Annotated in this window: 18 protein-coding genes and 2 pseudogenes; 6 read left to right on the top strand and 14 right to left on the bottom strand. The window is 44.3% G+C overall.

What is annotated here, in order from left to right; genetic code table 11:
- Positions 1-87: 87 nt before the first annotated feature.
- The 4 genes and pseudogenes from FEK30_RS00315 to FEK30_RS00300 all read right to left on the bottom strand — a co-directional run bounded on the left by FEK30_RS00315 (position 88) and on the right by FEK30_RS00300 (position 2,928).
- The gene (locus FEK30_RS00315; RefSeq protein WP_138071060.1) at positions 88-840 is read right to left on the bottom strand and encodes an ABC transporter ATP-binding protein; all 753 of its coding nucleotides are present in this window, start codon (positions 838-840) and stop codon (positions 88-90) included.
- 39 nt (positions 841-879) lie between these two features.
- Positions 880-1,698, bottom strand: coding sequence for an ABC transporter permease (locus tag FEK30_RS00310; RefSeq protein WP_138071058.1), 819 nt, complete (start codon positions 1,696-1,698; stop codon positions 880-882).
- A 315-nt stretch (positions 1,699-2,013) separates the two neighbouring features.
- Positions 2,014-2,256, bottom strand: a pseudogene (locus FEK30_RS00305) (IS1 family transposase); the annotation flags it as partial.
- Between the two features lie 198 nt (positions 2,257-2,454).
- Positions 2,455-2,928: a double zinc ribbon domain-containing protein gene (locus FEK30_RS00300; RefSeq protein WP_138071056.1), complete on the bottom strand. Its 474-nt coding sequence runs from the start codon at positions 2,926-2,928 to the stop codon at positions 2,455-2,457.
- A gap of 121 nt (positions 2,929-3,049) precedes the next feature.
- On the opposite strand from FEK30_RS00300, the gene FEK30_RS16595 reads away from it, so the two are divergent.
- Positions 3,050-3,190, top strand: coding sequence for a hypothetical protein (locus FEK30_RS16595; protein ID WP_168191082.1), 141 nt, complete (start codon positions 3,050-3,052; stop codon positions 3,188-3,190).
- Here the strand turns inward: FEK30_RS16595 and FEK30_RS00295 are convergent.
- Together FEK30_RS00295 and FEK30_RS00290 are read right to left on the bottom strand one after the other, a co-directional pair.
- A protein-coding gene (locus FEK30_RS00295; RefSeq protein ID WP_138070974.1) for an IS5 family transposase occupies positions 3,187-3,980 on the bottom strand; the annotation gives its coding sequence in 2 pieces (ribosomal slippage) (positions 3,187-3,647 and positions 3,647-3,980; 795 coding nt in all). The two genes, FEK30_RS16595 and FEK30_RS00295, sit on opposite strands and share 4 nt — an antisense overlap.
- 550 nt (positions 3,981-4,530) lie before the next feature.
- Positions 4,531-6,643: pseudogene (locus FEK30_RS00290) on the bottom strand (N-6 DNA methylase); the annotation flags it as partial.
- A gap of 96 nt (positions 6,644-6,739) precedes the next feature.
- Here FEK30_RS00290 and FEK30_RS00285 point away from each other — a divergent pair.
- Positions 6,740-7,533, top strand: a protein-coding gene (locus FEK30_RS00285; protein ID WP_138071053.1) for an IS5 family transposase whose coding sequence is annotated in 2 segments (ribosomal slippage) — positions 6,740-7,073 and positions 7,073-7,533 — 795 coding nt in all. Because the reading frame shifts where the segments join, the coding sequence is not laid out codon by codon here.
- A gap of 119 nt (positions 7,534-7,652) precedes the next feature.
- Here the strand turns inward: FEK30_RS00285 and FEK30_RS00280 are convergent.
- The 8 genes from FEK30_RS00280 to FEK30_RS16590 all read right to left on the bottom strand — a co-directional run bounded on the left by FEK30_RS00280 (position 7,653) and on the right by FEK30_RS16590 (position 16,333).
- Positions 7,653-8,369 (bottom strand): hypothetical protein, encoded by a 717-nt coding sequence (locus FEK30_RS00280; RefSeq protein ID WP_138071051.1) that lies wholly within the window; start codon positions 8,367-8,369, stop codon positions 7,653-7,655.
- A 2-nt stretch (positions 8,370-8,371) separates the two neighbouring features.
- The gene (locus FEK30_RS00275) at positions 8,372-11,137 is read right to left on the bottom strand and encodes a putative type IV secretion/conjugal transfer ATPase (protein WP_138071049.1); all 2,766 of its coding nucleotides are present in this window, start codon (positions 11,135-11,137) and stop codon (positions 8,372-8,374) included.
- A complete protein-coding gene (locus FEK30_RS00270; protein WP_065711970.1) occupies positions 11,137-11,478 on the bottom strand; it encodes a hypothetical protein in 342 nt (113 codons plus the stop codon). The genes FEK30_RS00275 and FEK30_RS00270 overlap by 1 nt, the downstream gene beginning before the upstream one ends.
- A gap of 5 nt (positions 11,479-11,483) precedes the next feature.
- Complete coding sequence (locus FEK30_RS00265) at positions 11,484-11,969, bottom strand: hypothetical protein (RefSeq protein ID WP_255447801.1); 486 nt, start codon at positions 11,967-11,969, stop codon at positions 11,484-11,486.
- Positions 11,970-12,212: 243 nt separating this feature from the next.
- The gene (locus tag FEK30_RS00260) at positions 12,213-12,605 is read right to left on the bottom strand and encodes a type II toxin-antitoxin system death-on-curing family toxin (RefSeq protein WP_030008032.1); all 393 of its coding nucleotides are present in this window, start codon (positions 12,603-12,605) and stop codon (positions 12,213-12,215) included.
- A complete protein-coding gene (locus tag FEK30_RS00255) occupies positions 12,602-12,826 on the bottom strand; it encodes a hypothetical protein (RefSeq protein ID WP_030008031.1) in 225 nt (74 codons plus the stop codon). Before FEK30_RS00255 ends, FEK30_RS00260 begins: the two co-directional genes overlap by 4 nt.
- A gap of 1,988 nt (positions 12,827-14,814) precedes the next feature.
- Positions 14,815-16,086 (bottom strand): IS256 family transposase, encoded by a 1,272-nt coding sequence (locus FEK30_RS00245; RefSeq protein ID WP_138071019.1) that lies wholly within the window; start codon positions 16,084-16,086, stop codon positions 14,815-14,817.
- An 85-nt stretch (positions 16,087-16,171) separates the two neighbouring features.
- Positions 16,172-16,333 carry a hypothetical protein gene (locus FEK30_RS16590; RefSeq protein ID WP_168191081.1) on the bottom strand — a complete coding sequence of 54 codons (162 nt, stop codon included), beginning with the start codon at positions 16,331-16,333 and terminating at the stop codon, positions 16,172-16,174.
- A gap of 147 nt (positions 16,334-16,480) precedes the next feature.
- Here FEK30_RS16590 and FEK30_RS00240 point away from each other — a divergent pair, with 147 nt between their 5' ends.
- Genes FEK30_RS00240 through FEK30_RS00225 form a run of 4 tightly spaced genes read left to right on the top strand, consistent with a single transcriptional unit; the run spans position 16,481 to position 18,362 of the window.
- Positions 16,481-16,849 (top strand): acetate and sugar kinases/Hsc70/actin family protein, encoded by a 369-nt coding sequence (locus FEK30_RS00240; RefSeq protein WP_138071043.1) that lies wholly within the window; start codon positions 16,481-16,483, stop codon positions 16,847-16,849.
- Positions 16,830-17,492, top strand: coding sequence for an acetate and sugar kinases/Hsc70/actin family protein (locus tag FEK30_RS00235; protein WP_138071041.1), 663 nt, complete (start codon positions 16,830-16,832; stop codon positions 17,490-17,492). The genes FEK30_RS00240 and FEK30_RS00235 overlap by 20 nt, the downstream gene beginning before the upstream one ends.
- Positions 17,485-17,829 (top strand): hypothetical protein, encoded by a 345-nt coding sequence (locus FEK30_RS00230; RefSeq protein WP_138071039.1) that lies wholly within the window; start codon positions 17,485-17,487, stop codon positions 17,827-17,829. The genes FEK30_RS00235 and FEK30_RS00230 overlap by 8 nt, the downstream gene beginning before the upstream one ends.
- An 11-nt stretch (positions 17,830-17,840) precedes the next feature.
- Positions 17,841-18,362 (top strand): hypothetical protein, encoded by a 522-nt coding sequence (locus tag FEK30_RS00225; RefSeq protein WP_138071037.1) that lies wholly within the window; start codon positions 17,841-17,843, stop codon positions 18,360-18,362.
- Positions 18,363-18,578: the final 216 nt, after the last annotated feature.

Here is an 18,578-nt window from a genome sequence, read left to right as displayed (position 1 = left end):
TTTAGGTAATTGTTTCAGCAAAAATATTACTACAATAAAAACATGGTTTCTATTTAAAACTAGAATAATAAAGCTAACACAAAATCTTCATAATGATGTTTTTTTAAAGTTAGCATTTTCTAGATATAATTTTACAATATTTTTTGTGTTTCCCGACATTTCAATTCTTCCTCCATTTAGCCAAATTGCTCGATTGCAAGATTCTTGAATAAACTCCATTGAGTGAGAAACAACTAAGATTGTTACATGTGACTTCCAAAATTGCTCTATTCTTTTTTGGCATTTATTTTTAAAGCTTTCGTCGCCCACTGATAATACTTCATCAAGAATAAGGATATCAGGCTGGACATCCGTGGCAATAGAAAAACCAAGGCGAGCAACCATCCCAGAAGAAAGAGCTTTAACTGGCACATAACGATACTCTTCTAATTCTGCAAACTCTAAAATAGAATTTGTTCTAGACTTCATTTCGTTTCTAGTAAAGCCGAGTAAGACGCCATAAAGTAAAATATTATCTTGAACGGAAATTTCAGTGTCAAATCCTGCCCCTAATTCTATCAGCGGCGCTATATTACCACGAACACTTACATTTCCGCTAGTAGGATCAAGAATCCCAGAGATGATTTTTAAAAGAGTAGATTTACCAGCTCCGTTGCTACCAATAATTCCAATTTTTTCACCTTGTTCAACTTCAAAATTAATATCTTTAAGTACTAGTTTTTTAGCAGGCTTGCGATATTTTCCTTCAACAATAGATAAAATTGTTTTCTTGAGGTCATAGGAAAATTCTTCTTGGGTTCGCCGCCATAAATTAACATGTTCTAGTGTAATTATATTCATTGTTGTATTGAATTAAGTTGTTTTTTATGTAGGTTATGCTCACAATAAATCCATAAAATGTGATCGTGTACTTCGAAAATAAAACCAACCTAATCCTGCAAAAAATAAACCACTTAATAATGCCGCACCAATGAGAGAAAAATCAGGCGTACTACCTGATAAAGTAATTTGGCGAATGCTTTCAATAATGCGAGATAGGGGATTGATACTTAAAAATGGTTTTATTCGTGGCGAAACAATCTCTGCTGGGTAAAAAACTGGACTACTAATCCAAAGAACAAAGACTACTAGTTCATAAAAATAAGGTAAATCACGAAAAAAAACATACAATGAACTTACTAATAGACTAATACCTATAACAAACAATACTAGTGCAGTGAAAGGTAAAAGAACAACAATTGTGTTGAATAGACTATGAGATTTAATCAAAGTGACAATAGCTAATAGTGGGAAGGATCCCATCATAAATTGAAAAACATTAGCCATAATTATTGAGATTGGAAACACACTGACTGGAAGACAAATTTTGTTTAAAAGCTGACCATTTCCTACTATACTACTGAGAGCTTGGGATGTTGACGCTGAAAAAAAGTTGATTACGATCAAACCTGTCAATGCTGCCAGAATATAGTTAACAATAGAATTATCATAATACTCTGCAAATGTCGCCCCAAAAATTGTTGTGTATAACCCAGTCATAATCAAAGGATTTAATAAAGACCAGTAAACTCCAAGGAAAGACCCACGATAGCGTACTTTGAGATTACGATCTACTAAAACATGTAATAGTTCAAAATAATGCGGTCTTCCTAAACTCAAGTATTGATTATCCTGGTGAGTGAATAGCTTTAATTTCATTATTTTTTAATTGGCTTTAATATAAGATTTAAAAAGTTCGAGAATATTATATATCAAAGATTCCATAACATAGTATCTTTAAGTCTAGTAAAGTACAGATACCCCTCTTCTGTCACTTTCCGATTATTGGGAATATAATAGTGAGAAGAAGAGAGTCTGGAAGGTATAGGCTGCAATGGATGTAGAATTACAAGTCCGAAAACATCTACGTCGTGATGCTCACCCAACAGCGAGCTTCATTGATCAATATTGTGAAGAGTACAGAGAGATATTTTAAGATGTAAGAAATTATGAGTACTTCAAATATTGGTAGTACTAAAGGGGTAATGATGAATTGTAGTGATGGATGAAATTCCACAATAGTCNAATGTGATTNAATACACACTTGGAGAAGGCTAGACTGCGTCTCACAAACCGTGACATCCTTTGCCTCACAGTACAATTAAAGCGCTCAATATAACTGGTTTTACCANTCTGTTTGCTAACCACCCGATGACGCTTTGAAGGGAATACNCCACGGTAGGCTTCCNACTCATCCGTGTAGAAGACTCCACATCGCTAATATACCCCACTCGCAACAATTAGACTATCGAAATAACTAAATTGATACCGTTGGGTAATCCCCAAAGCTTGGTTAATCGTTTCGGTCGAGGTAGTGCCCAATATGTAATGATGAGAAGGTAGAGGTCATGCCGAGATACATGTAAAAAAGTGCAAGTAGATTCTAGAAGCTTTGCTGGGTATACGTTTCAAGCCTCAATCATTTAATTCCTTTGATTCTTTGTAAGGCGTGCCACAGAGGGGACAAAATCGATGTCGAAGAGAAGTGATGGGTTCTTGGCAGCTATGGCAACGAGAGCGAAGCACAGAGCCACACTCAAAGCAGAAACGAGCCCGCTGATGCATCCATAGCGGCTCAGGCGGTGTCCCTGGCGTCCAGCATTGGGGACAAAAGCGGAAAGTACTGGCATCACTAATAGCAACCCCTCGCTGTAGAGAGTCCAAATGGTCTACCGGAATTTGAAGCGCATAGGCGAGGCCATTAAGCGTTTTGTCATGAATTGTGCCAGTTTGGACACGCTCAATCTTGCCCAGACTTTGAACATGGATCTGAGCCTTGGCCGCCACCTCCTTCTGGGAAAGACCGAGTAGACGGCGTACCCGCTGCAGATAATGGGCGATGGATTCATTGGGGAGAGGCGTTTTTTCAGAATCAGAAGTGGCTGTCACAATGTAGTGAATAGTATGTGTACTAAAAATATTCTGAGTTATGTTTATTTCTGGTGTATGGAGGAGAGGAAAGAAAAAGCGTATCCTGCTGAATTAAGCAAAAACCAACAAGGATACACCCATGGATAAAGATAGTCTGATTTCGTTACCATCACCAGAAGCAACAGGAACTTTCCAAGACACATTAACGGAAATCCTACGTAAAGGTGCCTGTCAACTCATCGCCCAAGCAGTAGAGACCATTTATAAAGTAAATCTTTAGGAAACTAGCCGACGCAACATCAGACGACTCATGGAAGCATAAATCCCTGCCTCCGACACTTCTGATAATTGCTCATAGTCTTTACTAAGGCGACGATAATAATTCAACCAACCAAATGTACGTTCAACAATCCAACGCTTCGGGAGTACCATGAATTCTTTACTGTTTCTACTAATCACTTCCACCTTGGCTTGCACCATTAACCAGAGACTTAAGGCAAAGCGTCCTCCTCGATATCCAGCATCTACCCACATCAACCGCAATCGCTTCAACATCTGCTGTTGCTGCTCCCTTAGCTCCATCACTGCAGCAAGGGCAAAGGTTCGTTCTGAGCTATTTCCCTCGGAGACTATCACTTTGTAAAGTAACCCTAAACTGTCGACTAGCAAGTTTCTCCGTCTTCCTTTGACCTGTTTCCCGCCATCGAAGCCATAGACATCGCCCTTTTTTCTGTCGTCTTGACCGATTGGCTATCGGCAATCAGGACGCTAGGTTCTGGGGTTTTCCCCACTGCTTGACGGCAGCGAGTCCGCAAAGCATGGTTGATGTTTTCCCAAACTCCCTGCNTCTGCCATTTGCGATAGTAGTAGTACACCGTGGAGGAGGGAGGAAAGTCCTTGGGCAGATAGGCCCATTGACAACCGGTTTTGAGGAGATAGAAAATCCCATTGCAGACCTGTCGCATATCAGTAGTACGTGGATGACCGCCGGACTTTGGAGCAGGAATCAAGGGTTCTAGTAAAGCCCATTCTGCATCGGTCAGGTCACTGGGGTAAGAAGCTTGAGACATTGGTGCTATTCTCCTGTGTCGTTACGCTTATGCTTGACCTTAACGACTTCACGGGCAAAAATCCTNTTCTCTTTATCTTTACTTTATAAACACCCTCTAACATCACTTGGTATTGCAATTNGAATCTTCAGCAAGTCCTGAACTGATATCGCAGGATACATACTAGCTGTTGTATGGAGATCCAAAATCTCACAGACAATTGGTAAACGAAGATAGACTAACAGCAATTCTGGCTTTATCTTAATGGGCTTTAAAACTGCAAATCCAGACGAACAAACATAATGATCTTGCTCTGCTTCAATTAATGCTGATAGTTGACGAATTGGTCTTACGGTAGAAGTGATAACATCATTTTTATGAACAATCCACTGTGCTCTACTCGGAGCATCTTGCATATTCACGGCTTCCCCATTTGCAATACCATCACTATTTAAGCCGCCAATCTCAATATAATTAAAGACTCCTTGTTTCGATGGTTTAAATTTTTGTTTTTGCAATTTTGTAACATCCCCAATACACAAACTAGATTGTTGCAGGATTTTCATTACTTTCTGATATTTGGGTTGGTAATATTCAGCATCTAACCTTGCATCGCCCAGCAAAAATGACTCAGAAAAACGCTTAACTGCAACTGTCTCCTCCGTCGGCTCCCAATCCTTTAACTCCAACTCCGACAATAATAGATCTTCAGCCTCTTGATAAGTTTTTTTTGATTGCTTTAACATATATAAGGCAGAACAAACAGTATACTCAATCTTTTCTTGAAAATCGTCTGAAAAAACAGGAACTTTAAGAGACTTTATTTTGTAGATAAATAAGTTGAGTTGGACATTGCCAGTAGATTCTCGCAGTGTTTGGAATCTGCCATATTTAGATAAGAGAAATGTAGATAAAAAGTAAGGCTTGAAACTTTTCTCAACTCGTATAATCCCTACATGTCGATCTGAGTTTGCAGGTAAAATATTGGAGTCTACGACAGCACAGTTTCCGATTGTTCCAACAGTTGATAGAATCACATCTCCTTCACTCAAAGCTGTTCTTGGATTCTTCTTGTGTTGGACATTAGAGATGCATTCATTTCTCGATAGATCAAAAATATTTTCTTTAGGAGATTTTGCTGAAATCAAATTGATTGGACTATTTACATCAAAATCGATTGATTCGTGAATCCCATCCGTCACATAAGCAAAATCACTAACGTATTGATAGTTATGTCTTTTAATTTGCTTTAGTTTTTTCAAATAAGACCATTGAAAATATTCACTATCTATTCTGATAGATCTGTTATCTTCTAAAACATCAATTAAAGATAATTCTGTAACTTCTAGCCCATCCATTAACCGCTCATACTTTTCTTGATCAAACGGCGTAACAAATGGGCTTTGTTCAAAAAAACTGAGCTTTTCCTTCTTCGCAAATTCCATAAACGCTTCAGCAATGCCATCCTCCGTTAACCCCTCATGGTTAAACAGATCATGATCAATCACCAAATGCTGATGCTCATCGAGCAATAACTCCCTGTCCTTTTCCTTCTCCGATAAACCTTCCTCATCCGGTGGCACAATTCGCCGATAAATCTTTTCCCCCGAATTATCCTTACCCGACTTCTGCATGGTCGCAAAAAAGATATTGTAATCATCCTGCCTTGGACACAACGCCCCAGCCCTCGGATCATCATTCCACTTCTGCACCAATAACACCGATGTCTTTGTGCCCGTGTGTGGCTTAAAAGTATTCCCATGCAAACCCACCACCGCCAAAATCCGGCAACGCTCCGCAATAAACTCCCGAATCTGCTTATCCGACGAATTATTGAACCGACCCTGCGGTAAAACAATCGCCATTCTGCCCCCCGGCTTCAGGAAATCCAGATTCCGCTCAATAAACAGGATGTCCCGCCCGACTTTCGTTTGCCACTTACCATTCGGCTTTTTTGACAACGCATACTTATGAATAATGCGCCCTTCCTTGATGTCCCCAGCAAACGGCGGATTCGCCATAAGAACATCAAACTTAAACTCTTTATAACTATTGCTATTCTTCCGCAGCTTCTTTAAACGCTTAAAACCATCATTGTAAGTATCATTCCACGACTCCTCTTTAGTGATTTCGTCCCACCCGTCATAATCCAATGTATTCAGACGCATTACATTCGTTTGACCGTCCCCAGCAATAAGATTTAGAGTCCGCGCCACCCGTACCGACTTTTCATCAAAATCAATCGCAAAAACCCGTTTCTCCACATATTCCGTACAACGATGGGGCTTTTCCTCGATGGTAAAAAGATGACTCGCCTCGATCCCTTCATCCTCTAGGATTTGCTTCCACACATGAAAAATTGTATGTACAGGAAACCCAGACGAACCCGCCGCCGTGTCGATCATGTACTCATCCTCTTGCGGATTGAGCATCTTTACACACATATCAATCACGTAGCGCGGCGTAAAATATTGCCCCTTCTCACCTTTGCTACTCTGGTTCACCAAATATTCAAACGCTTCATCAATCACGTCTAAATTTGAGTTGAACAGCTTTACATTTTCCAGCGATCGCACACAAACTGATAAATGAGAAGGCGTGAGTGTAATCTTAGAATCCTCACTAAAGACCCCCTCCCACTTTTCCTNCGCTCGNTCANNNAGATCTTGAATCTTATTTTTTAGAGGGTGTTTATAAAGTAAAGATAAAGAGAACAGGATTTTTGCCCGTGAAGTCGTTAAGGTCAAGCATAAGCGTAACGACACAGGAGAATAGCACCAATGTCTCAAGCTTCTTACCCCAGTGACCTGACCGATGCAGAATGGGCTTTACTAGAACCCTTGATTCCTGCTCCAAAGTCCGGCGGTCATCCACGTACTACTGATATGCGACAGGTCTGCAATGGGATTTTCTATCTCCTCAAAACCGGTTGTCAATGGGCCTATCTGCCCAAGGACTTTCCTCCCTCCTCCACGGTGTACTACTACTATCGCAAATGGCAGAGGCAGGGAGTTTGGGAAAACATCAACCATGCTTTGCGGACTCGCTGCCGTCAAGCAGTGGGGAAAACCCCAGAACCTAGCGTCCTGATTGCCGATAGCCAATCGGTCAAGACGACAGAAAAAAGGGCGATGTCTATGGCTTCGATGGCGGGAAACAGGTCAAAGGAAGACGGAGAAACTTGCTAGTCGACAGTTTAGGGTTACTTTACAAAGTGATGGTCTCCGAGGGAAATAGCTCAGAACGAACCTTTGCCCTTGCTGCAGTGATGGAGCTAAGGGAGCAGCAACAGCAGATGTTGAAGCGATTGCGGTTGATGTGGGTAGATGCTGGATATCGAGGAGGACGCTTTGCCTTAAGTCTCTGGTTAATGGTGCAAGCCAAGGTGGAAGTGATTAGNAGAAACAGTAAAGAATTCATGGTACTCCCGAAGCGTTGGATTGTTGAACGTACATTTGGTTGGTTGAATTATTATCGTCGCCTTAGTAAAGACTATGAGCAATTATCAGAAGTGTCGGAGGCAGGGATTTATGCTTCCATGAGTCGTCTGATGTTGCGTCGGCTAGTTTCCTAAAGATTTACTTTATAAATGGTCTCTAATTGTCCTAAAGAGCTAAGAATCGCCGAGTGAATAAAAAAGGAACAAGCCCAATTTGAAACTTGTTCCTTTTTTATTCAAGAAAATAAACTAGCTTAAAGATCATCAACTAGTGCATTATTAAATTGCACCTCACGGAGAATCTGATTGGCAGCCTGATCCTGTGCTGCTTGCTTAGTGCGTTCATCGCGAGTCAGGGTTTTGACAACATTAGCTTGAGCGATGTTATTTGTAGCAAGCTGTTGAAGAATTTGCTGATTCTGCTCGATCTGAATGCGGGAAAGCTGGGTTTCATTGGCCATCTGTAGCGTCATACATTTCATAACTTCCTGAGTGATATTCAGACTTTGACATTGCTCTGCCAGTTCGCCCGATGAGCTGGAAATTTGTGTGGCAGTTTCCGCCAATTGTTCGGTGTTTTGTTGGCCTTCAGCAGAAAAAACAATTTCTCCAAGGGTACTAGAAGTACCGGCAGCGACTTCGGTTTGTCTTAAAATGCCTTCTGCAATGTCGTTAATATCTGTTTGATTGAGGGTGGCTTGGTCACGAATCTCTGCAAAAATACCGCTGGGATCTGGCAAGCCTAATGCGCCTGAGATCGCCTCGATCCCTTGGGGTACATAGACTTGAAGGAAGTCTTCAACATGGCTGGCGACATAGGTTTCAAAGGCACCAGAAATAATTTGGGTAGTTTGGTTCCAAGTGTTTCTGAGAATGTCGAGGGCTGAGGCTTCGCTTTTAGCGGTGGAAATGAGGATGATGCTCGTGGAAAGGGGAATGATGATCAATAGTTTTTTGGTGCGGTTTTTCATGGTTAAAAATCCTCTAATTGTTTGCCCTGTTGCATACAGGTTTGGAAGTGGGCGCCCCACCGAGCAGCGGCTTCGAGGGGATTAGGGTATTGTTCAAAAAAGCGATCGCGGGCAATGACCTGTGCTTTGTTGTTGACGAGTAAACCGACGAGAATCGGACTGGCAAAATAGCGTCCGTGGGTATAGCGGCGATCGCCATCCACGAGCCACTGGGAAGTGCCGCGACGGGGGTCGGCCTTAAAGGTACTGGCAACGTTTTCGCTGATGATGGCTTCAGGCGTGCGATGGATTCGTTGGTAATGGTCAATGTCATCGCCGTTGATTCGTCCCGTAATTCGCAAGGAAAGATTGGTACGCATCTTGGCACTGGCGGCATTGGTTTCGATGATCACTGGATCTTGGGTGGTTAAAATAACCGTCAAACCAGACTTTCGCGCCGTTGCCATTTGCACACCGACATATCTTGCTAGACCGGCATATTCGAGCCAGATAGAAGCTTCATCGATGTAAAAAATAGAGCGGGAACATTGCAGGGCGCGCCGTTGGGCGATATTGCAAATCATCAGTCCCAAAACCCGTGCTTTCTTCTCAGAACTGGGTTTGAGGCAGGAAAATTGCAGATAGGGTGTGCGGAAAAAATCAACGCTAGAAGGTTGGGCGATCTGCTTACCCATTGCCCCTTCAATCCAACTCATCAGGGCGGAACGGATGAAATTAACCGCCTGCCGTTGCCCCTCGTCGTCGTTTTGCACTAGTGAATAATTGATCCGCTCGTAGAAATCTTGGAGGGTCGGATAGGCTTGCCATGCCGCAGAATGAATTCCCTGTTTTTGAGCCTGGGCAATGCGGTCAAGAATTTCGGGATCACGATAAAAACGAGCGATCGCCGTCGTGAGAATAAACTCAACCTGCGTGGCTAAACCCGAATCAGTAACCCCATCCAGCACCAAGGCTTGCAACATTGCCTCAATAGATTCCACAAACGCCTCCCGTCGCTCCAGTTGAGTTTGGGGCGAAAAGTTAGAAAAATCTGGCAATTCTAAAATATTGGATGCTTCACGGGAAGGATCAAACTCCGTGCCACCAAGAAATTTAATCAACGCCGAATAGGTAGAGGAAGTCTTCTGGGACTCCTCTAAAGACTCAGTTTCAGACGGTACGACCAAATCCATGGAGGTAATCTGCGCCCCTGTAAACGCTGCTTCCACGAGCATATCGCCCACCAGAACTGACTTACCCGAAGCCGTTCTGCCGTAGACGACCCCGTGGCGCGGACTGCCAAATTCATCCTCCAGACTGGCGCGAAACGGTACGCCTCCCTGAATACTGATAAATTCCGTGCCTGTCTCCGCCTGATTGACGATGCCCGTGAGATTGACCAAGCCCAACGCCGCTGAAGCATTGATGGAGAGCCGATAATCACCCGTCACAAAACCCGCACAACGCCACAATAATTCCAACTTGATCGGCAAAGTTTGTAGCCAAATTCGCCAGACATAATCCCGTTCCTGAAACAGGCGAGTGGGACGATTGAACCCCTTCCGAATGAGGGTGAGTTTATCGCGGAGAATGTCTAAATCAGGGGCATAAACGAGAATTGCCACACCGACATAAACCGGATAATCCCCTTGCTGAATCAGCCGTTGCGCCTCCATCGCCTCCTCGGAGGTAACCACCGCCGTTTGGTCTGCCTGCCCATTTTTGTTGGAGGTGCGGAGCTGCTGTTTGGTGTAATTTTGTAGGGATTTGCGCACGCCATCCACCGAGGCATAACTGTATTGGGTAATCAGGTCATAATCACTGAGATCCAGTGAAATCAAGCAATCCCAGAGCCAACGATATTTATGTTCCGGTGAAGTGAACTCGTCGGGCAAATCCTCAAAACCCAGAATCGCGCAATATTCTTGCCGTGCGGGAAGCCAGAGATGTTCCTGATGCGCCCGTGGAAAATTGTCGTCGGTAAAGAGCTGGGATAATAGCGATAACGGTTGTCCCATCAGCCTTTCACCCGCTCGATTGAACTCTAGAATTTCCGATTGGGGATCATCAAGATCGACAAACAAATAGTAAGGTAATGCCGAATTTCCGCCGATCGCTTGATTGAGCATCTCCCAGAGGCGATCGCCATCATAGAGTTGCGCCTGATCTAGTTTCAGCGTGGCATAGAGGGTTTTTTCAAACTCAATTCCCGCCCGGTAAGCAGACTGAAATAGCGTCAACAACTGGTCGTATTCCCGCTCATATTCGGTATCGGTGAACAGAGCTTCCCAACGGCGAATCACTTTGGAGAAGAATTTTTCGACCCCATTATCCGAATCCACTGCTGACCCATCGACCGTAAACGTACTATCAATGCGATAGGTAATTTGTTTGCGTTGTTTGCTGTGGGCGAGATGGCGGCGGGTATGATCCTTGTTCAGCCAAAGCAATTGTGCCGCTGGATTCGGTAAATGCTCCGTTCGAGAAGCTTCGAAATGGGAATTTACTTGGGTCGAAAAAGTGAGCTTTTCCTGCTCCGATAACCCCTTCAAGACCGATAGTAAACCCGCCATCGAAGGCTCATGGGCTTCATTGCTATGGATACACTGATAACTGGCACTAAAGGAAAACTGGGTTAAATCCCCTTGGGTATTGGCGATCGCCCAGACATCATGACCCCCTTTTCGCAGACAAACAATTTTGACGAGATCCAAAAAATTCTCAATTGCAGGCAAATAATCCGTGGGCATAGAACCCCGCAAAGCCTGAACTGCCGTTGCTAAACCCATTACCGTAGTTCCTCCTGAATTGAAACTTGCCGACTAACTGCCACAGTCGGCGTCCGTTTAAGCCACATCGAATGTCGCCCCCGACCGCGACGCCAGCGGGGCGGCTGCTGATATTTCGCCGCTGTTCTTGCCGGAGAGTGACCCGCAACAATCAGCCAAGTAATGAAGGGCGCACAGGTATAAACCATGACCCAGATAAAATTTGCTTGGCACCAAACCCCGACAACGATAAAGCCAAAAAACAGCGACAAGCCAAACGGGATAATGTGTTCAGGGCTGAAGATAAAGAAATTGGCGCGGCGACGAAAAGATTTATTGACCTTCGTATTTTTCACAGACATGATGTTTAGCCCCCACAACCACTACCCATGATGAGCGGTTCAATTGCCCCCACCACGACAATGGAAACAATTGCGTAGACAATCGTTTTAATCTGCTCTGAAGAATCCTGCTGTTTCCGTTTTTCCTGCCAAGCCTCAAAGGCAACGAACGCTAAACCAAGGACAACACTGCCCCGAATCGCCGTAAAAATTAACCCAGACAATACCGCTAAACCTGCAATTTGACTGAAAATACAGGTTTCCATCGCGGTTTGAGTGGCTTGGAGTAAGAACGAATACTCGATCGCCATTACCGGAGGACTGATGCATAAACCCAGCATCGCTAACCCAGTCAGGGCCGCAAGGAATTTAGACCGAGGTTTTAACCGTTGAAATGCCCGTAGCCCTTGGGGAGTGAATAGAAGGGCATAGATACAGAGGGGAATCATTGCCCAAGACGGCTGTCCCGATTTCAGCAATAACAAACTGAGGGGAACGCTGAGGGTTTCCACCAAACGAGTGGGTCTGAAATGAATTGAGTGCGACATAAAAAACTTTGAACGCTTCAATCCCTAAGAGCAAAGGGCATTCCAGATTCGGATAAAGTCGCAAAATTATTTTTTCGAGACCTGGGCAAAAGAGGAGAATCATCCAAGCTTGAGAGGCTCTAGGCTCCGAACATGAGTGAGTCATTAGCGCGATTACCCATAACGTTATGGGTAACCAACCAGCGCAACCAATCTCCAGGCTTTGAACTAGGTATGACGTTTTAACCAGCAAGATATTTTTTCGATTTCTGTAACCTGGGGAGCCTGGCCCATAGATATTTCCCGAAATAGCCTAGCAGCTTCTGCTGGTGGCGCATTTAATTCAACGTCATTAATCGCTAAAAACGTATAGACAACGATCAAAGCCACTCGCTCATTTGCTTCGACAAAACAATGATTTTTGGTAAAGGCATAGGCATAGACTGCCGCTAAATCACAAAGATCTCGATTCTGGGAGTAGTAGAAAACATTTTTCGCTTTATGCAAACTTGCCATAATTGACCCCGCAGCTAAAATACCGGGCTGTCCACCTGATGCTGCAATCACTGCTTGATGGATGCCATAAATATCTGCGGCATTTAACCAAATCGGTTTTTTCATCGGGCTAACTCAATTAAGGCTTGCTGATATTTTTCGATACCACATTGGGCAATTTTCATTTTTTGCGCCAACTCTAAATCTGCCGGAGACTGGCGTCGATGCTTATCCAAGATTTCCTCAAGAGCCATAACAGTCAAAGCTTCCAAGGAAAGGTCGAGGTGGAGCGCAAGAGCGATGGATTGTTCTGCAAGATCATCGGGTAGTGCAATAGTAATCGCCATGGTTTTTTGTGGTGTGATTGGTGTTTGGGATCTGAAAAGCAGATTTTAAAGATCAATTGTGAATCTCTACTTTACCGAGAGTATTAGCCAAGTTAGCGCTGCAGTCGTTTCTGCAAATACTCACAAGTCCAGCCCCGGTCCACTAGCACCTGCCAGGACACCAGATGAATGCCATCCCGCACCAGATAATCCCCATCCACCTCTTCGTAGTAACCCAAACGCCCCAACTTCTTCATCGCCTCAAACCAGTAGAAGAAATTCGCCCTTTCGCTTGTGTGATTGTTGGCCACTGCATTCTTGACTGCATANACAAAAAAGCCCGCTGGATTTTTCACATAGTGGTCACGCCGATACCGCTGATAGGCGGCGATCGCCCCTTCAATAATTTCTGCCGCCGTCGTTTTCACTAACCGCACCAGAGAAGGATTCANCACAATCCCTAGATCATCAAGCCGTTCCAAATGAGCCTTGGCTTGGGNATTTACCACCACATCCGCTTTATCCGCTTCTTCCGTCTGCAGTTGTTTTTCCTCAATGGCTTGAGTTGTAACGTTCCTAGCTTCCTGAACTGGAGTTCGCTTATCTTTCTCTTTCTCTTTTTGCCTCAATTCCTTGGCAAACCCAACAGCCCCAGTCTTGTCCCCAGTCATGGTTTCAGCCACTTCCTGTGGATTAATTACTTGTTCCCCAGATATCAGCCCACCATCATCCCCATTGATATTTCTTGTTGATTCTACACTTTGGCCCGGCAGCTTTTCTTGCTTTTGGTCTAATTTGTGAGTTTCACCAGTTACTGCATTTCCAGCTTCATGGTTTTTAACATTGTTCCTTTGGCTAGACTGAGTTTTCTGTTCCAGTACATCAGTAGCCTGGAAATCCAAAAAAGAAAATTTTAATTGAACAGCAGAACAAGCCTGATCTGTTGGATCTTTAGTATCTATATAAGAAGGTACGGCAGCATCAGGGTTTGAGGCGCGTTTTTGGGAAGTTTTATTCCCAAACTGGGAAGTTTTGTTCTCNATTTGGGAAGTTTTATTCCCGGGACGATAAGCGGCGAGTTTGTAGATTTTGCTGTTGTACTGGCGCTGAATATCGACGAGACCAATGTTTGCGAGTTCGGTCANGGCCTGNCGGATCCACTTAGAACAGTAGGGTTTCTTGCGGAATTTGCCAGTCCAGTGGCGGAAAGTATCGAGGTCTACTTCAAAGGTTGTACCGGCGGGACGTTTGCGTAGAAGCCAGTTGTAGAGGGTNGCGGCGCAGCGACTGACTTGGTTGAGGAGGNAGTCACTATCGGCGGTAATCATGGCAAAAGCAGTCANTTTTTTTATTCTCCAGATGGGGGGGTTGGAGAATCAGCAAAAAAGCTGCTAGAATATAACCATCGAAAACCCGGTCAAAAGTTTTTCGATGGGTCGGTGGGATTCTAGCTTTTGGGCTTTTCCGCTGACCCTCGTCTTTTTTAAATTTCTCTAATTCTACAGGATCTTCTCCAGGAAAGGGAAAGCCCCCTAGGAGAGATTTATATCAGCTAATCTGGCGTTGCTACGTCACTGTGACGGAAAGTCGTGGATTATGGCATCGTCTGTTTAAGGGCATTGAAGCAGTAATAATTTAATAAAACTTTACAAACTTCCCTGATAGAGCCAAACCAATGATGGCTTAGCTGCCTTGGTAGTTGAAACCGGACTCGTAAGATAGAGAAAATTAGCTCGACGCTAGGAGATGGATCTATAAGGGAGAGATATCGGTCAAAATCCTTCTGTAGACTTACTGGAGTGGCTTTATCTGTCGGGGAGTATAGTGATATTTCGATAGTACGGGCATTCATAGATGTACGGCAAATTGCCGGATATATTTGGAGTATGGTCAATTGTCATTCCTTCGTACCTCCATGAAACCAGCCCCTAAAACTAAGAATCTCGCCCATCTAGAGGCCCGCCTCAGTCGAGAAGGGGCTATTGTCAAATCTGGTGTATGAGAAAGAATTAAGCGGCATCCTGTTGTTGAGATGATGGGGGTGTTTTTTGAACTTTCAATCCATCTTTAAATGGAACTCCTTCAATGACATCGGCAAGATATTTGAAGCCTCGAATGCGCAACCACCGTTTCTGAGCACTCTGCATTAGTTTGAATACCAAGGCCAGAATCGTTGCCTTGGAAACACATCCTCTGGTTTTATCGGTTCTCAATCTCACGGTCGCAAAAGTCGATTCAATGGGATTGGTACTGCGAATATGCTGCCAATGGGGTGCTGGAAAATCAAAGAAGGTAAACAGACTATCGCGGTCTTTTTCCAGACATTTTGTCGCTTCTGGATATTTGGCTTCATAGGTTTGGATAAAACGCTCATAGGCTTGTAGAGCATCGGCTTTAGTCCCAGCGCGATAAATCTGCCAAATGCCCTCCTTCGCTTCCATTTGTTGTTTCTTGGGTAATTTATCGAGGATATTTGCCGTTTTGTGTACCCAACATCGTTGTTTGCGGGTCTCGGGATAAACCTGAGCCAAGGCATTCCAGAATCCCAGAGAACCATCGCCAATGGCCAGTTCTGGAGCGATGGCCAAGCCGCGCTGTTTGAGGCTCAGCAGCAGGGGTTTCCAGCTCAATGCCGATTCACGATATCCTGCCGCTAGGGCTAGCAATTCTTTCTCGCCGTTTTCCGTCACACCGATGAGCACCAGAATGCATTGTCTTTCTTCGGCGCGGATGTTGAAATAAATCCCATCTGCCCACACATACACATAGCGCTTTTGTTGCAAGGAACGCTGTTGCCAGGCTTGATGCTCCCCGACCCATTTCTGCTTCAGGCGACTAATCGTTGCTGGAGACAATCCACTTGCTTCCTCTCCCAGTAATGACCCTAGGGCTTCTTGGAAATCTCCTGTTGAGATGCCCTTTAGATATAGCCATGGCAGTAACTCCTCTGTGCTCTTGCTGCGTTTTAGGTAGGGTGGCAGCAGCAAGGAATTGAATTTTATGCCGCTGCCGCTGCGGTCTCGTACCTTTGGTACTTTTACCTGGACTTCTCCGATACCTGTGATGACTGAGCGTTCTGGCAAATAGCCATTGCGTACCACCATTTTTCGTCCCTGTTTGTCTCGTTGGTCTTTGTACTGAGCTAGAAAATTTTGTAACTCTTCTTCTACTGCTTGGGCGATGAGTTGACAGGCACCTTTACGTAGGATTTCCGTTAATGTGTCTTGGAAAGTTCCTGTTGCTTCTGGTGATGGTAACGAAATCAGACTATCTTTATCCATGGGTGTATCCTTGTTGGTTTTTGCTTAATTCAGCAGGATACGCTTTTTCTTTCCTCTCCTCCATACACCAGAAATAAACATAACTCTATAAAAACAGCTTGAGGGTATCGACGCGATCGCTACCCACTTCTGGATCAACGACATAGTCCAAATCTAAGAACAACCGCTGGATACCCCGAATCGGTGTCAGGAACTTTTGGGTTACGTCAGATAATTGTTCTGTGGCGATCGCCGAAAAATGGCGCATTTGTGGCGCAAACCTGGCGAATAATTGGCACCCTCCCAAAAACTCCTTTTCCCCTGCAAAACTTTTTTTCTGCCTTTCCCAAAACTTTTTCTGATTTTTATCCGAACTTTGTTGCCTCTTCGCTCTATTCAGACAGGAGGTATTTCTATGACGTTACTCAAAATTGCCATTGACCCTGGTAGTAGTGCCACTAAAGTCGCCTATCAGCTGCCAAACCATTCCATTAAATGTTTCGCGATGACGCCCTACTGTGCCGAGGTTCCCCTCGACTATCCCCATCATCGTCGTCTTCAGCCCAATCATGCCTATCCGCACATTGAAAATGCTTGGGTGAGTGATCCTGATGGCTGTTATCTGCTTGGGGCTGCTGCGAAAAAATTTTACGGTTCAGCTGTTCGCAATCAGGATCGTAAATTTACAAAAGCGCTCTACAAAATTTTGGGGGTTTTATCCCACATTCAAAACCATGAGCATTGTGCCTTGCCGATTGAGCTGGGTGTTCTCTTACCCTTTTGATGAATATGCCACCAAAGAGCAGTTGACCCAAAATTTACAACTGGCTGCCGCCGCCGTTGAATATTGCGGTCGGGCTCAATCGTTCGCCTTTACTAAAATTGCCATCCGACCAGAAGGGGCTGGACTCTTTTTAAAGGGTCTGCCGAAAACCCTCGATATCCGTGCCGCACGAGTCGCTATTTTTGTGATCGGTCATCGTAATGCCTCGTGGCTTGTGACTGAAAATGGTTTTCCTGTTTTAGAAGAATCCGTCACCAATGATCTGGGCTTTCGCTGGTTCGTCCAAGAGGTCAAGGCCCGCACTGGCTATAAGGATGAGATTACGTTGGCTCAAATGCTTTTTACAAGTCGCCATTTTCCACGGGATCTGCAAAGGGCTGTTGACGCTGTTTTACCTGCGTATTGGCAACAGCTACAGGATTTTTTGGCTGAACAATATCCTGCTGATTACGTGCTTTGTGGCGGCGGGACTGCTCTTCTATTCCAGCGTCAAGTTGCTGATTTTTTCTCCTGTAAGTTGGGCTGGGCCAAGCATCTTTCCCGTGCTGTCCTTAAGTCTGGTGTTGCCGATTCTGTGATGGCCCATCGTTTTACTGATTGTTATGGTTTATTACTTAGTTTGGAAGGGTCTACCCATGTCTAGGGAGCGGCTTCGACATTCTTTTTATTCCTCCAACAACAGTCCACTCCGTCAGATCATTGAGGATCTAAAAAATATCCCCGGTTGCACATTGCAAAAGGAATTGGAGGATATTTTGCTCATCTCGCGTTATCCCTATGTTTTGCAGAGATTAGGTGCTTCCCCTGACCAAATTGCGATGCAGGCACAGGAATCAATTCGCCGCTTGGAACAGGACATTTCTGCTCTTAGAACTTTATTGGCAACTTATGGAACCTCATCTAATGCTGTTCGATTTCAGCCTGATGCGGTGATACAGGAAGATTCCCTGAACATTTTTGACATTCAAGACAATTTTTAGGTTTTTACATCATGGATAAGCAAACTCTTGTTTCTCGTTACGCTACTTCGACTGCTAAGGTCAATAAAATTCTTAAGGCTCTCGGTTTTGACCATAATGCCGTAGATTTTTTACCTGAACAAATTGATATTTTTGATCAAGTTTGGCAGCTGATGGACAAAGATAATCTTTCCTGTAAAGAAGCTCTTGATGTCCTCCATTATCAAACTCCCACAGTTCAGGCCTTAGATTCTGCGAATCTTTCAGAGCCAACTTTAGCTTTAGAGTCGGAACTGACTGACTTCCTACAGCAGAAATCGACGACTTTTGCTGAGCAGATCATTCGGGAAACCCCTGATGTTCTCAAGGAACAACGGGCTGCTGCTCGTAAAATTGTTGTTGAGTCTTTCTGGAAGCGTATCAATGAGATTGGACGCTCCGAAGAGTTCCAACGCAAGTTTGATGCTGCTCTTTATGGGGATGATATCCTCGATATTTCTGTGTTGCCGGGGGAGTCGTCTGTGCTGCCAGAGAGTTCCTCCTCCGATTCTTAATGGATTTTTGTCGGGAACATGAACGGGCGTTGAAAATCCGGGACAAACAATTACAGCTTCAACAAGCTGAGATTGAACAGAAAATTTCCTTTCGGCGGCGTCAACGCCGGGAATTTGACCGCTTCTGTGAGTCTTTATTCACCATCTTGGCTCTGATGGCGATCGCCTTTGTTCTTGGCATCTTTTTTGTGCAACTCTTTTTTCNTTAANTCATNT

Source organism: Picosynechococcus sp. PCC 11901 (genome assembly GCF_005577135.1).
Taxonomy (GTDB): Bacteria; Cyanobacteriota; Cyanobacteriia; order Cyanobacteriales; family MRBY01; genus MRBY01.
The sequence above is the reverse complement of the archived record's forward strand: the minus strand, read 5'-3'. Positions and strand labels throughout refer to the sequence as shown.

Bases quoted from the DNA above. Each gene is read 5' to 3' on its own strand.
- FEK30_RS00315 (WP_138071060.1), bottom strand. From the start codon at position 840: ATGAATATAATTACACTAGAACATGTTAATTTATGGCGGCGAACCCAA.
- FEK30_RS00310 (WP_138071058.1), bottom strand. From the start codon at position 1,698: ATGAAATTAAAGCTATTCACTCACCAGGATAATCAATACTTGAGTTTA.
- FEK30_RS16595 (WP_168191082.1), top strand. From the start codon at position 3,050: ATGGATAAAGATAGTCTGATTTCGTTACCATCACCAGAAGCAACAGGA.
- FEK30_RS00280 (WP_138071051.1), bottom strand. From the start codon at position 8,369: ATGAAAAACCGCACCAAAAAACTATTGATCATCATTCCCCTTTCCACG.
- FEK30_RS00275 (WP_138071049.1), bottom strand. From the start codon at position 11,137: ATGGGTTTAGCAACGGCAGTTCAGGCTTTGCGGGGTTCTATGCCCACG.
- FEK30_RS00270 (WP_065711970.1), bottom strand. From the start codon at position 11,478: ATGTCTGTGAAAAATACGAAGGTCAATAAATCTTTTCGTCGCCGCGCC.
- FEK30_RS00260 (WP_030008032.1), bottom strand. From the start codon at position 12,605: ATGAAAAAACCGATTTGGTTAAATGCCGCAGATATTTATGGCATCCAT.
- FEK30_RS00255 (WP_030008031.1), bottom strand. From the start codon at position 12,826: ATGGCGATTACTATTGCACTACCCGATGATCTTGCAGAACAATCCATC.
- FEK30_RS00245 (WP_138071019.1), bottom strand. From the start codon at position 16,086: ATGGATAAAGATAGTCTGATTTCGTTACCATCACCAGAAGCAACAGGA.
- FEK30_RS16590 (WP_168191081.1), bottom strand. From the start codon at position 16,333: ATGCGCCATTTTTCGGCGATCGCCACAGAACAATTATCTGACGTAACC.
- FEK30_RS00240 (WP_138071043.1), top strand. From the start codon at position 16,481: ATGACGTTACTCAAAATTGCCATTGACCCTGGTAGTAGTGCCACTAAA.
- FEK30_RS00230 (WP_138071039.1), top strand. From the start codon at position 17,485: ATGTCTAGGGAGCGGCTTCGACATTCTTTTTATTCCTCCAACAACAGT.
- FEK30_RS00225 (WP_138071037.1), top strand. From the start codon at position 17,841: ATGGATAAGCAAACTCTTGTTTCTCGTTACGCTACTTCGACTGCTAAG.